At 62.8% G+C, this 13,158-nt stretch carries 11 protein-coding genes and 2 tRNA genes; 11 read left to right on the top strand and 2 right to left on the bottom strand.

Annotation, left to right across the window (positions count from 1 at the left end; all coding sequences use genetic code 11):
* Positions 1-25: 25 nt before the first annotated feature.
* The 9 genes from dnaA (at position 26) to JW030_RS00045 (ending at position 10,329) form a co-directional block, all read left to right on the top strand.
* Complete coding sequence (gene dnaA, locus JW030_RS00005) at positions 26-1,477, top strand: chromosomal replication initiator protein DnaA (protein ID WP_188045083.1); 1,452 nt, start codon at positions 26-28, stop codon at positions 1,475-1,477.
* Between the two features lie 404 nt (positions 1,478-1,881).
* Complete coding sequence (dnaN, locus tag JW030_RS00010) at positions 1,882-3,024, top strand: DNA polymerase III subunit beta (protein WP_188045082.1); 1,143 nt, start codon at positions 1,882-1,884, stop codon at positions 3,022-3,024.
* A gap of 8 nt (positions 3,025-3,032) precedes the next feature.
* Positions 3,033-4,400, top strand: a complete 1,368-nt coding sequence (gene recF / locus JW030_RS00015) for a DNA replication/repair protein RecF (protein ID WP_188045081.1) — start codon at positions 3,033-3,035, stop codon at positions 4,398-4,400.
* Complete coding sequence (locus JW030_RS00020; protein ID WP_241095475.1) at positions 4,397-4,894, top strand: DUF721 domain-containing protein; 498 nt, start codon at positions 4,397-4,399, stop codon at positions 4,892-4,894. The genes recF and JW030_RS00020 overlap by 4 nt, the downstream gene beginning before the upstream one ends.
* Before the next feature lie 201 nt (positions 4,895-5,095).
* Positions 5,096-7,096: a DNA topoisomerase (ATP-hydrolyzing) subunit B gene (gyrB, locus tag JW030_RS00025; RefSeq protein WP_188045080.1), complete on the top strand. Its 2,001-nt coding sequence runs from the start codon at positions 5,096-5,098 to the stop codon at positions 7,094-7,096.
* Between the two features lie 22 nt (positions 7,097-7,118).
* Positions 7,119-9,671 (top strand): DNA gyrase subunit A, encoded by a 2,553-nt coding sequence (gene gyrA, locus JW030_RS00030; RefSeq protein ID WP_188045247.1) that lies wholly within the window; start codon positions 7,119-7,121, stop codon positions 9,669-9,671.
* Positions 9,664-10,074 carry a DUF3566 domain-containing protein gene (locus JW030_RS00035; RefSeq protein ID WP_188045079.1) on the top strand — a complete coding sequence of 137 codons (411 nt, stop codon included), beginning with the start codon at positions 9,664-9,666 and terminating at the stop codon, positions 10,072-10,074. The genes gyrA and JW030_RS00035 overlap by 8 nt, the downstream gene beginning before the upstream one ends.
* Before the next feature lie 61 nt (positions 10,075-10,135).
* Positions 10,136-10,209 (top strand) — tRNA-Ile (locus JW030_RS00040).
* Positions 10,210-10,256: 47 nt separating this feature from the next.
* Positions 10,257-10,329: transfer RNA gene (locus JW030_RS00045), tRNA-Ala, on the top strand.
* Positions 10,330-10,433: 104 nt separating this feature from the next.
* Here the strand turns inward: JW030_RS00045 and JW030_RS13630 are convergent.
* On the bottom strand, positions 10,434-10,925 hold the full coding sequence (locus JW030_RS13630; RefSeq protein ID WP_371813487.1) for an ATP-binding cassette domain-containing protein: 492 nt from the start codon (positions 10,923-10,925) through the stop codon (positions 10,434-10,436).
* Between the two features lie 248 nt (positions 10,926-11,173).
* Here JW030_RS13630 and JW030_RS00055 point away from each other — a divergent pair, with 248 nt between their 5' ends.
* Entirely contained in the window at positions 11,174-11,617 is a 444-nt protein-coding gene (locus JW030_RS00055; RefSeq protein WP_188045077.1) for an NUDIX hydrolase, read from the top strand.
* A gap of 249 nt (positions 11,618-11,866) precedes the next feature.
* Here the strand turns inward: JW030_RS00055 and JW030_RS00060 are convergent, their stop codons facing one another.
* On the bottom strand, positions 11,867-12,373 hold the full coding sequence (locus tag JW030_RS00060; RefSeq protein WP_188045076.1) for a DNA/RNA helicase: 507 nt from the start codon (positions 12,371-12,373) through the stop codon (positions 11,867-11,869).
* Between the two features lie 157 nt (positions 12,374-12,530).
* Here JW030_RS00060 and JW030_RS00065 point away from each other — a divergent pair, with 157 nt between their 5' ends.
* On the top strand, positions 12,531-13,040 hold the full coding sequence (locus tag JW030_RS00065; protein ID WP_188045075.1) for a peptidylprolyl isomerase: 510 nt from the start codon (positions 12,531-12,533) through the stop codon (positions 13,038-13,040).
* The last annotated feature ends 118 nt before the right edge of the window (positions 13,041-13,158 follow it).

Consider the following 13,158-nt stretch of genomic DNA (forward strand, 5'->3'; position numbering starts at 1 on the left):
GGAGCGTGAAGAGCCAGGAGAAGGCGTGACTGAGGACGACGTACGGCGCATTTGGGCGCACGTGATTCGGGTAATCACGGACGACCCGACGGTTCCGCCGTCCCTGATTGGCCAATTGGCTCTTGCCGTTCCTCGCGGAATTGGCGGAGGCGCGATCTATCTGGCCGTGCAGCACGAGTTCACCCTCCAGATCCTGGAGTCGCGCTTGCGCCCGATCATCATGGCGGAGATCGCGAAGCTTCCTGAAGCCGCCGAGGTCGAGACGTTTGTCGTCATTGTGGACCCTGATGCGCAGCCGGACTTCGAACTCGATGTCCCGGGGGAGGAGTCTGATGCCGGTGGCGATCAGCGCGGACTGAGTGATTCACCCTTCACCGATCCGGCGCCGTCGCGGCCGATTCCCGTCGAGCCGTTTGGGCGGCATGCGGATACGTCAAATCGCGAAGAGAGCCAGCTCAACGAGAAGTACCGGTTTGAGAGTTTCGTGATCGGACAGTCCAACCGGTTCGCGCACGCAGCGGCATTCGCCGTAGCCGAGGCGCCCGCAAAGGCGTACAACCCACTTTTTATCTACGGCGACTCAGGCCTCGGCAAGACCCACCTGCTGCACGCAATCGGCCACTATTCCAAGGAACTGTTCAACGGCGTGCGCGTGCGCTACGTCAGCTCCGAGGATTTCACCAACGACTTCATCAACTCAATCGCCAACAACCAGGGTGCCAAGTTCCATGCGAAGTACCGGAGCGTGGACATCCTCCTGATCGACGATATTCAGTTCCTCCAGGGCAAGGCTGAGACGCAAGAAGCGTTCTTCCATACGTTCAACACCCTGCACGACCACAACAAGCAGGTCGTCATCACGAGCGACGTGCAGCCCAAGCATTTGACGGGATTCGAGGAGCGAATGCTGTCTCGCTTCGAATGGGGCCTCCTCACCGACATTCAGGTACCTGACCTCGAGACGCGCATCGCGATCCTGCGCAAGAAGGCCCAGCGCGAGAAGCTGCACGTGCCCGATGAGATTCTTGAGTTCATCGCGACGAAGTTCACGTCGAACATTCGCGAGCTTGAGGGAACCCTCATCCGAGTGACGGCATTCGCCAGCCTGAACCAGCAGGCGATCGACATGGCGCTCGTGCAAACGGTGCTCAAGGACCTCATTACCTTGGATGAGGACAACGAGATTCAGCCGAGTGACATCATCACGGTCACGGCAGATTATTTCTCGCTCTCCATCGATGACCTCTACGGCTCGTCGCGCGCGCAACAGATCGCGACTGCTCGGCAGATCGCGATGTACCTATGCCGAGACCTGACTGACCTGTCACTTCCAAAGATCGGTCAGCTGTTCGGCGGTCGCGATCACACGACCGTGATGTACGCGTACAAGAAGATCTCGCAGCTGATCGCGGAGCGTCGCTCGATCTACAACCAGGTCACGGAGCTCACCACACGCATCAAGCAAGGCACGCGTTAACAGCCCCGATTTGTCCACAGTCCACAGGCCCCCTGTGGATAACTCCGGACAAGTCACCAAAAGATGTGGATTACTGCCCCCTGCCTGTGCAATCAGCTCCTGCGGCCGGATCCGCATCATTCCGCGGAAGTGGCCGCGTGCACAGGCCACTCACAAGTCACAAGCGTGTGGTTCCCAGTCGCCGACTGGCCTCGGCAGAGTTATCCACAGTTTCCACAGGCGTTAACACTGTTAACAAGATTTCTGTAATTTAGGGGGCGCTCGATCACACCCAGTGCCGAGGGCCCTGACAAGAAGTTGGGTGCCCCTTCCTCCGGGAGTATGCAAAGATTGTGAAGCCGTGAGGACTGGTCACAATTTGTGACCCCATTCACGTACCCACTGACCAGAACGAGGAGCAGCGTATGCGTTTCAACGTCAACCGCGATGTTTTCAGCGAGGCGGTCTCGTTTGCAGTGAAGTTGCTCCCGCAGCGTCCGACGCAGCCGCTGCTCAGTGGGGCGCTGATCGAGGCGAGTGCCGGCGAGATTACCATCTCCTCATTCGACTACGAAGTGTCGTCACGCACGGTCGTCACCGCTGATGTTCAGGAGCCGGGTCGCGCGCTGGTATCGGGCCGTTTGCTCGGTGATATTGCAAACCGCTTGCCGCAAGCAGACGTCATCATCACGTTGTTGGATGGCCGGGTAACGGTCAAGTGCGGTTCCGCATCATTCAGCCTCCCGTCGATGCCCGTGGAGGAGTATCCGCAGATTCCCCGCGTAGATACCGTCTCGGGCCTGGTGCCCGCAGACGCCTTTGCAGATGCGGTCTCGCAGGTCGGCGCCGCCGCGTCCAAGGACGACGTGACCCCCGTCATCACGGGTGTGCAGTTCGAGGTCACCCAGAATTCACTGACGCTCACCGCTACGGACCGCTATCGCGTCGCTATTCGCGGAATCGACTGGGAGAACTCCAACGGCGGAGAAGAGCTCACGGCCCTCGTCCCGTCCAAGATTGTCACCGAGGTGGGAAAGACCTTCGCCTCCAGTGGACAGGTGCAGGTCTCGATCGTGCGCAACGACGAGCGCGAGCTCATCGCGTTCACCGGGGGCAACAAGACCGTGACTTCGCTGCTTATCAAGGGCAATTACCCGCCTGTTCGCCGACTCTTCCCTGAGACCGTAGATAACTACGCCGTGGTGAACACTGCGGATCTCATTGAGGCGACGAATCGTGTCGGACTCGTCCTCGAGCGCGAGGCCGCACTGCGCTTCAGCTTCCGTGAGGGGAGTGTCACCCTTGAAGCCGCCGGTTCTGAGACTGCGCAGGCATCCGAGACGATCGATGCGCATCTTGCCGGCGAGGAGATGACCGTTTCTCTTAAGCCGCAGTTCCTGCTTGACGGGCTACGCTCGACACACTCTGAGTTCGCGAGAATCGCATTTACCCGCACTGACAACCCATCTAAGCCTGGGCCCGTGCTCATTACGAGCCAGCAAAGCAAGGATGAGGCGTCTGACGAGAGCTTCCGGTACCTGCTGCAGCCAAACCTGTTGCTCCGCTAAGGAGTCCAGTGCGGGTCGTACATCTCACGCTCTCGGACTATCGCAACTACGAAGCCGCTGAGCTCGAGCTGTCGCCTGGGGCGAACCTGCTGTTGGGGCGCAACGGGCAAGGGAAGACGAACCTCGTCGAGGCGATCGCTTATTTTGCCGGTTTGAGCTCTCACCGCGTGACGAGCGACGCACCGCTCATTCGCGCTGGCGCGGACTCTGCCGTGATGCGGATGCGGGTGCAGCTTACCGATCGCGATGCTCTGCTAGAGCTGCAGCTCAACCGGGACCGGCCTAATCGCGCCCAGATCAACCGAAACGGCACGAAACCCAGAGAGATCACACAGTACTTTTCGTCGGTCGTGTTCGCGCCCGAGGATCTGTCGCTGGTTCGGGGAGATCCAGGCATTCGCAGGAGGTTCCTCGACGAGGGGCTCGTTGCCCGAATTCCGGCAGCGGCGGGCGTCATCGCTGATTACGAACGCGTTGTGCGGCAGCGCACGGCGCTCCTGAAGTCCGCGCGATCCACGGGGAAGAAGGATGCCGTGCGCGCGACGCTGGACGTCTGGGACGAACGGCTCATCGACCTCGGGAGTCGAATAGTCGCAGAACGCGCACGATTCGTCCGCGATCTCGCTGAACCACTTGCGTTGGGATACGCCGCGCTCGTCGAAAACGATCACCGCCCCACAATGCATATCGCGAGCTCAATAGAGGCCGCACTGTCCAAGGGTGCCGATGTTTCACGTGAAACAGCTCTCGCTGGGGGAGTGGGAGCTGCAGGAATTGCGGGGAGTGTTTCACGTGAAACAATCTCAGCTGCATTTCGGAGGGCACTCGATGCGGTGCGCACTGCGGAACTCGATCGTGGCCTGACATTGGTGGGTCCGCATCGCGATGATCTCGTTCTCGAGCTGAATGGCCTCCCCGTGAAGGGGTATGCCAGTCACGGGGAGTCCTGGTCGTTCGCGCTGGCACTTCGTCTCGCTACGGCGCGATTGTTCCGCGCGGAGGCCCGCCACGGAGATCCAGTCGTGATTCTGGACGATGTGTTCGCGGAGTTGGATGAGCGCCGCCGCAGTCGACTCATGGCCGCGGTTCGTGATTTTGAGCAGGTGATCGTGACCGCAGCGGTGCAGGCAGATGTCCCTGTGGACGTTCCGTGGCGTATTGCTCGCGTTGAGGCCGGAGTGGTTCGTCAAGACGCAGACGGGCGCGCACAATCCGAAATGGCCCAAAATTCACCGGAGAATCGCGCTGACACAACTCAGTCGAGCGATTCTTCGCCCCAGATAGGGGCAAATGAGGCAGATATCGCGCACGATTCGACGCTGATACTTCCTCAAGAAGAGGCCTCTGATCAGGCTAAAAGTGGTGAATTGCCGTGACTCGTCCCGCTGGTGACCCGGGGTTCGCGACGGAGAGCTACCGGCGGGCGAAGTCAATTTGGCGGGGGATTCCCCTCACCAAAGAGGCCCGTGCACGCAAGCAGATGCTCCGCACCGCGTCGCAGCCGTTTGCGTCTGGCCGCGACCCGCGCCCGCTGGGGGACATCATCACGGGAGAGGCCGCGACGATGGGCTGGACGCTCGAGCTCGCGCAGGCCCGCCTGATTGATCAGTGGCCGCAGCTGGTCGGTGAGGCTATGGCCGGCCACGCGCAGGTGACGCGAATTGAGAATGGCGTGCTCCAGGTGCAGTGTGACTCAACCGCGTGGGCGACCGAGCTGCGGCGACTGCGTGGCGAGATCATCACGCGCATGTTGCGCGAGCACCCGGAGGCCCAGGTGCGCGAGATTCGTTTCATCAGGCCCGGTGCGCCCTCTTGGAAACACGGACCCAGATCAGTTCAAGGACGCGGTCCGCGCGATACCTACGGGTAGCCGAGCTGTTCCGTCATTTCCCCGTCTTTTCGGCCCGGAGCGGGCGAAAATCGAGGTTTTCGCGCCCCCGAATTGATAGGGTGGTGTATTGAGTGTGACTCCGTGCAGCTGCCGGGTGATGCTCCGAACACACAATGCTTGATGACAGGCGCCTCCATGCGGAAGCCGTCTGCGTCGCGGAGCGGATGAGGAACCCACGAGATGACTGCTGAACCCGAAGGCACCGAGACGAAGAACGAGTATGGTGCCGGCGACATCCAGGTTCTTGAGGGCCTTGAGGCGGTGCGCAAGCGCCCCGGTATGTACATCGGTTCCACTGGTCCCCGCGGCCTGCACCACCTGGTGTACGAGATTGTCGACAACTCGGTAGACGAGGCGTTGGCCGGATACTGCGACACCATCGACGTCACGATCCTGGCCGACGGTGGCGTACGCGTCATCGATAACGGTCGCGGCATCCCGGTGGCGATGCACCCGACTGAGGGAAAGTCCACGGTTGAGGTCGTATTGACGATCCTGCACGCAGGTGGAAAGTTCGGCGGCGGCGGATACGCGGTCTCCGGTGGCCTGCACGGCGTGGGGTCTTCTGTCGTAAACGCCTTGTCGAGCCGCTTCAATGTCGCGGTTCAGCGCGAAGGTTTCACGTGGAACATGAGCTTCACGGACAGCGTCCCGGACGCGCCGCTCGCCCAGGGGGAGCCGAGCGATGACACGGGCACCACGATTTCTTTCTGGCCGAGTGCAGCCATTTTTGAGTCGATCGAGTTCGACTACGCGACGCTCAAGACCCGCTTCCAGCAGATGGCCTTCTTGAACAAGGGCCTGCGCATTAACCTCATGGACGAGCGCGCACAGGATCCCATCATCGACGAGCACGGCGAGGAACAGCCTGCGCCGCAGCCGCACCACTCGTTCATGTACGAGAACGGCATCCAGGACTACGTGCAATACCTGAACTCGGCAAAGCGTGCCGATCTCGTGCACGATGAGATCATCGCTTTTGAATCAGAGGACAAGGAACGTCGCATCTCGCTGGAAATGGCGATGCAGTGGACCACGGCCTACACCGAGAGCGTGCACACCTACGCCAACACGATCAACACCCACGAGGGTGGCACCCACGAAGAGGGCTTCCGCGCGGCACTCACCACGCTGGTGAACAAGTACGCGCGGGAGAAGAACATCCTCAAGGAAAAGGATGAGAACCTATCGGGCGACGATGTGCGCGAGGGCCTGACCGCCGTCGTGTCCATCAAGCTGGGGGAACCACAGTTCGAGGGTCAAACCAAGACGAAGCTCGGCAACACCGAGGCGAAGGCGTTCGTCCAGAAGGTCGTCGGCGATCACCTGGGGGACTGGTTCGAGCGCAACCCGAACGCGGCGAAGGAGATCATCCGGAAGGCGCTGCAGGCGGCGACCGCGCGTCTCGCGGCGCGCAAGGCCCGTGAGACTGCGCGGCGCAAGGGGCTTCTCGAAGGCGGCGGCATGCCGGGCAAGCTCAAGGACTGCTCGTCGAAGGATCCCTCGATCTCAGAGATCTTCATCGTGGAGGGCGACTCGGCCGGTGGTTCCGCCGTTCAGGGCCGCAACCCCGCGACGCAGGCGATCCTGCCGCTGCGCGGAAAGATCCTGAACGTCGAAAAGGCGCGTCTCGACCGAGCGCTCGGCAATGCTGAGGTCCAGGCGATGATCACCGCGTTCGGCGCGGGCATCGGCGAGGAGTTCAACACCGACAAGGCGCGCTATCACAAGATCGTTCTGATGGCCGATGCCGACGTCGACGGACAGCACATTACGACTCTGCTGCTCACGCTGCTCTTCCGGTACATGCGTCCCCTCATCGAGCTCGGCTACGTGTACCTTGCGCAGCCGCCGCTGTACCGCCTCAAGTGGACCAACGCCGAGCACGAATACGTGTTCAGCGATGCCGAGCGTGACGCCCAGCTTGCCGCTGGCGCGGCCGCCGGCCGCCGCATTCCCAAGGACAACGGGATCCAGCGCTACAAGGGCCTCGGCGAGATGAACTACCAGGAGCTGTGGGAGACCACCATGAGCCCGGAAACGCGGACGCTTCTGCAGGTCACCATGGACGATGCGGCGCAGGCCGATGAGACGTTCTCGACCCTGATGGGCGAGGACGTCGAGGCCCGACGAACCTTTATTCAGCAGAACGCGAAGGACGTGCGTTTCCTTGACATCTAATACCCCCGACTCGGAGAGCCTGATGGACGGCGAAAACCAGACTGACGAGACCCAGGCGGGCGACGCCGTTCACGGCCGTATTGACCAGGTTGACCTGCGTCTTGAGATGCAGCGCTCGTACCTCGACTACGCCATGAGCGTGATCGTGGGACGTGCCCTCCCCGACGTGCGTGACGGACTGAAGCCCGTCCACCGCCGCGTGATCTACGCAATGTTCGATGGCGGATATCGTCCTGACCGGGCATTTTCCAAGTGCCAACGCGTGGTCGGCGACGTTATGGGCCAGTACCACCCGCACGGCGACTCGGCCATTTATGACGCGCTGGTGCGCCTCGTCCAGCCGTGGAGCCTGCGCTACCCGCTCGCACTCGGGCAGGGAAACTTTGGCTCTCCCGGCAACGACGGCGCCGCTGCTCCGCGGTACACCGAGACCAAGATGGCGCCACTCGCGATGGAGATGGTGCGGGACATCGACGAGGACACCGTCGATTTCCAGGAGAACTACGACGGTCGCACGCAGGAACCCTCGATCCTGCCCGCTCGCTTCCCGAACCTGCTGGTGAACGGTTCAGCGGGTATCGCGGTCGGCATGGCCACGAACATCCCCCCGCACAACCTGCGCGAGGTTGCCGACGGCGCCCGCTGGGCGCTCGAACACCCCGAGGCGACGCGCGAGGAGCTCCTCGAAGCGCTCATGGCTCGCATCAAGGGGCCTGACTTCCCGACCGGTGCGCAAATTCTCGGCACCAAGGGGATCCACGACATGCAGCGCACCGGTCGCGGATCGGTCACGATGCGCGCCATCGTCAACATCGAGGAGCTGCAGAACCGCACCTGCCTCGTGGTGACGGAACTGCCGTACCAGGTGAACCCCGACAACCTCGCTATCAAGATCGCGGACCTCGTCAAGGAGGGCCGCGTGCAAGGCATTGCGGACATCCGCGACGAGACGAGTGGTCGTACCGGTCAGCGCCTCGTCATCGTGCTTAAGCGTGACGCGGTTGCCAAGGTGGTGCTGAACAACCTGTACAAGCACACGCAGCTGCAGGAGAACTTCGGCGCGAACATGCTCGCGATCGTCGACGGGGTGCCTCGCACCCTGCCGGTGGACGGTTTTATTACCGCCTGGGTCAAGCACCAGATCGAGGTTATTGTCCGACGCACCGCCTTCCGTCTCAAGAAGGCCGAAGCCGAGGCTCACATCCAGCGTGGCTACCTCAAGGCACTCGATGCTCTCGACGCGGTGATCGCCCTGATCCGGCGCTCGCCTACCGTCGACGAGGCGCGCGAGGGCCTTATGAAGCTGCTCTCGGTGGACCAGATTCAGGCCGACGCCATCCTCGCCCTGCAGCTGCGGCGCCTCGCCGCACTCGAGCGCCAGAAGATCATGGATCTCGCGTCAAAGCTCGAGGCCATGATCGCGGAGTTCGAGGGGATCCTCGCCTCGCCCGAGCAGCAGCGCACGATCATCATCGACGAGCTGGCCGAGATCGTCGACAAGTTCGGCGACGAGCGACGCACGAACATCCTGCTCGGTTACGACGGCGACATGTCGATGGAAGACCTGATCCCGGAAGAGGAGATGGTAGTCACCGTCACTCGCGGGGGCTACATCAAGCGCACGCGCATCGACAACTACCGCACGCAGCACCGCGGCGGCAAGGGTGTCAAGGGTGCGCAGCTGCGCGCCGATGACATCGTCGAGCACTTCTTCGTCACCACGACGCACCACTGGCTGCTGTTCTTCACGAACACCGGCCGGATGTACCGTGCGAAGACATATGAGGCGCCGGAAGGCGGCCGGGACGCAAAGGGCCAGCACGTCGCGAACCTGCTCGCGCTCGCGCCCGAGGAGACGATCACGCAGATCATCGACGTCCGTGACTTCGATCCGGACCGCTTCCTCATCCTCGCGACCCGTGACGGGCTTGTGAAGAAGACGCGTCTCGAGGAGTACGACACCAACCGCACGGGCGGCATCATCGCGATCAAGCTGCGCGAGGGCGACGAGCTCGTCTCGGCGCTCATCACCGAGGCGTCGAGCGACGTGCTGCTGGTCTCGACCCGGGGAATGTCGGTTCGGTTCACCGCGTCGGACGAAGCACTGCGCCCGCTGGGTCGCTCGACGAGCGGCGTGCGGGGCATGAACTTCCGCGAGGGCGACAGCCTCCTGTCGGCCTCGGTGCTGCGCGACGGCGGGTACGTCTTTGTGGTCACCGAGGGCGGCTACGCGAAGCGCACCTCGATTGACGAGTACCGCGTGCAGCAGCGCGGCGGCTACGGCATCAAGGTGGCAAAGCTCGACGAGGCTCGCGGCGATCTCGTGGGCGGCCTCATCGTCGACGAGGGCGACGAAGTGCTCGCGATTCTGGCGAGTGGCAAGGTCGTACGCTCGGACGTCGCCGAGGTTCCTGCCAAGGGCCGGAACACCATGGGCGTCGTGTTTGCGCGATTCCCAGACGCCGACCGTATTATTGGGATCGCCCGAAACTCGGAACGCAACCTTGAAACCGATCCTGCAGGGGAGTCGGACGCAGAGGGCACCGCGGAGAACAAGGAAGACGTGAATGAGTAACACTGTTGCAGACAAGCTCGCCCGCAAGACCCGCAAGAAAGCGCCGGCGAAGCAGGTACGCCTGAAGCTCGTCTATGTCGACTTCTGGTCGGCCGTGAAGTTCTCTTTCCTGGTGTCGCTGTGCCTCGCGATCGTCAGCATCGTCGCGACAGTGTTGATCTACACCGTGCTGCTGCAGACGGGGGCTCTGTCGAAGGTCAACGAGATCTTCATGGACATCGTCGGCGGCGACGACATCAACCTGATGCAGATCATCGGCTTCCCGCAGGTCTTCGGATTCGCGATCGTCGTCGGCATTTTGAACACGATTGTGGGCACCGCGCTCGGCGCCATCGCCTCGCTCGTGTACAACCTGCTGGTGCGGGTTCTCGGCGGTTTCCAGCTCGGATTCACGAGCAACTAGCCCGGGATCCCATGCCGATTTTTAATTCTGCCGCAGGTTAGGTAGAGTTATTTCTCGGTAGGGGGGTATAGCTCAGTTGGTTAGAGCGCTTCACTGATAATGAAGAGGTCCCAGGTTCAAATCCCGGTATCCCCACCGTTTCTCGCAAGAGAAACAGATCCACCCCGGATCGCAGTTTGATCGGGGCCTTAGCTCAGTTGGTAGAGCGCCTGCTTTGCAAGCAGGATGTCGGGAGTTCGATTCTCCCAGGCTCCACGGTTACCCCCAGTTCCTCGCCGAACTGGGGGTTTTCCATTTTCCGCTCGGTCACACCGCAATGTCGCGCCGCTGCAACCCGTCCAATCGATGTCGCCAGGGAGTCAAAGCACCTTCCCGACAACGACGAACGCGACGCACCAGGCTGAGAAGTCGCGGCCACCAGCGATTTTCGCCCGCTGGCAGCGTCTGCAGCACCCAACCCAGGGGGATTCACCTAGAGCGTCCATTCCGGCGCCTGCAGGGCCCCGCGCGAGCCGCGCAGCGGGAACAGCGTGGCCTGCCAGCCCCCGTCGACGCGGCACCAATAGGCACGACCTCTCCTTCGCCTCGTACAGGCGCAGGAAGAGTCGCTCGGGCGACGGAGGATTCACCGTGCCTGAGTCGGCGCGAAGCCGCCCGAACAGCACGCGAATGGTGGTGGACTCTCCCGACCCATTCGGACCCAGAAAGCAATGCACCTCACCCGCCTGGACGCGCAGATCGAAGCCGTGCACGGGAGGAAACTTCCCGAAGGATCTCGTGAGTCCGTGTACGTCAGCAACCGAGGTGACTGCACCCACCGGAACGTCTCCTCGTCCAACGGTTATCCACACCGGTCAACCCACTCGAAGCCTGGGCTCGTCGCGTCAGCAGCGGGAAGAGTTCCCCGGGAACTCGCGGATGACAAGAAATTACACGGATGTGATTCTCCACAGAAATGTGCACAGCTTGTGGATAACTCTGGGGCGGGGCAGCACGAAGCGACGTGGGGGTGAGTCGGCCACCTGCACGGCATGATCCTGACAGCAGCCACCGACATTTTGCCGCCCACCCGACCCGCTTGCGCCACTAGGCTCGGGGGATGGAGACGCGGGTCGCGGCATACGCCGTCATTGTGCGCGAGGATGAGCTACTGCTCACACACTGGCGCCGCGGTCGCATGCACGGATGGACCCTTCCTGGCGGCGGGCTCGAGCCCGGAGAAGACCCCCGCGACGCCGCGGTGCGGGAAATCTGGGAAGAGACCGGCCTGCGCGCCCGGCTGGGTCAGCTGCTCGGCGTCGATTCGCGGGTGCTCGTGCGCGAGGAGATCAAGGACGGCTCGGACCCTGAGCTGCACACCGTCCGCATCATTTACCGCGCAGAGGTCGAGGACGCGCCCCTGCAGCACGAGGTCGATGGGTCGTCGGACGAGGCGCGATGGGTCCCGCTCGATCGGCTGCACGAGCTGCGCACACTGTCGCTCGTGCGCGTCGGGCTCGAACACGCCGGGCTGCGCGTGCCGCGTCCCAGCACACCCGCCTAGGCCTCGGGTACGCGGGGGCCTCGGGGCCGTGGGGCGCACTTCTCGGCGAGATTGGCGTTGCCGGAGTCGGAACCCGCCGGAGATCGCTCCGGGAAGTAAGAATGCGCCGGGAAGTGCGCAGCTCACCCCGACGATGCCGGCCCGGGTACGGTACAACAGCGGCGGGAGCCCGGCCAATAGCCGAACTCCCGCTCATGTCGCTCAGGCGCGCAGCAGGCAGGATCCTGTCCTGCAACGCCGCGCTGAACGCTAGCTGTCGTTCTCGGGGGCAATCCAGAGTTCGTCGTCGGTGCGGAACGCCTGCCAGATTGCGTACCCGACGCCGGCTGCGGCGACGACGCCGAGGCCGAGGGCGACGACGCTCCCGAAACCGCGCTTCTTGTGCTGCGGCGCGAGCAGTCCCTTGCGCTCTCCGAAGCGGCGCAGCTCGCTGGCCGTCTCGTGCTGTTCGATCTGATCGAGCTTCTGCACCGCGTTGGCGAGTGCCGCGGCGACGACCGGAGTCGCGACTCGGCGCACCTGACCTGCGGCCTGGCGGGCGGCAAAGATACCGCGATCCACCGAGGGACGGACAGTGTCGAGCGCTGAACCGACCCGAGGTGCAACGACCTCGTCGCCGAGGTGGCGCGCCTGACGTGTTGCTTCGTGGAGCACTGTGCCGGCGTGGCCCAGTACTTCCTTCTGCTGATCGAGCACGCTCTCGGCGAGTGACCGCAGCTGCTTGAGTTCGCGTTGACGCTTGCGAGAAAGGGCCATGGGATCCTCCGCTGGTTCTACCGGACCGGTGTGTTTTCCCACGCTACACCGATTCACCTGCAAGGCGAGAGCAACTGCGCGAACCGACAGGGAACCCCAACGAATGCCCAGGAAGAACCAATGGGACTCACAGAGGGTGCGCCCGTAGACTTGCACGATGACCACTCACACTGCAGTAGCGACCGTCCAGACCAACCACGGTGACATCGTCATCAACCTGTTTGGGGATCACGCTCCCAAGACTGTCAAGAACTTCGTCGACCTGGCCGAAAAGGGCTTCTACGACGGGGTCATCTTCCACCGCATCATTCAGCAGTTCATGCTGCAGGGCGGCGACCCCACGGGCACCGGCACCGGCGGCCCCGGCTACACCTTCGACGACGAGATCCACCCCGAGCTCGTTTTCAACAAGCCCTACCTGCTCGCCATGGCGAACGCCGGCAAGCGCCCCGACCTGACTGGCCGCCTCGCAGGCACCAATGGCTCGCAGTTCTTCATCACCACGGTGCAGACCCCGCACCTGAACGGCAAGCACACCATCTTCGGTGAGGTCGCCGACGAGGCGTCGCGCGCGGTTGTTGACGCGATCGAAGCCGTCCCCACCGGCGGCATGGACCGTCCGGTCGAGGACGTCGTCATCACCGGCGTCACGATCACCCAGGCCTAGCCCGGTGACGCAGTTCGGAGAACGGGCCGAGTACGGCCCGAATGACGTGTGTTACCGCCACCCCCAGGTGCACAGCTTTACGCTCTGCCAGCGGTGTGGTCGCACGATCTGCCCGGAC

This window comes from Leucobacter sp. CX169, assembly GCF_017161405.1.
Lineage (GTDB): Bacteria > Actinomycetota > Actinomycetes > Actinomycetales > Microbacteriaceae > Cx-87.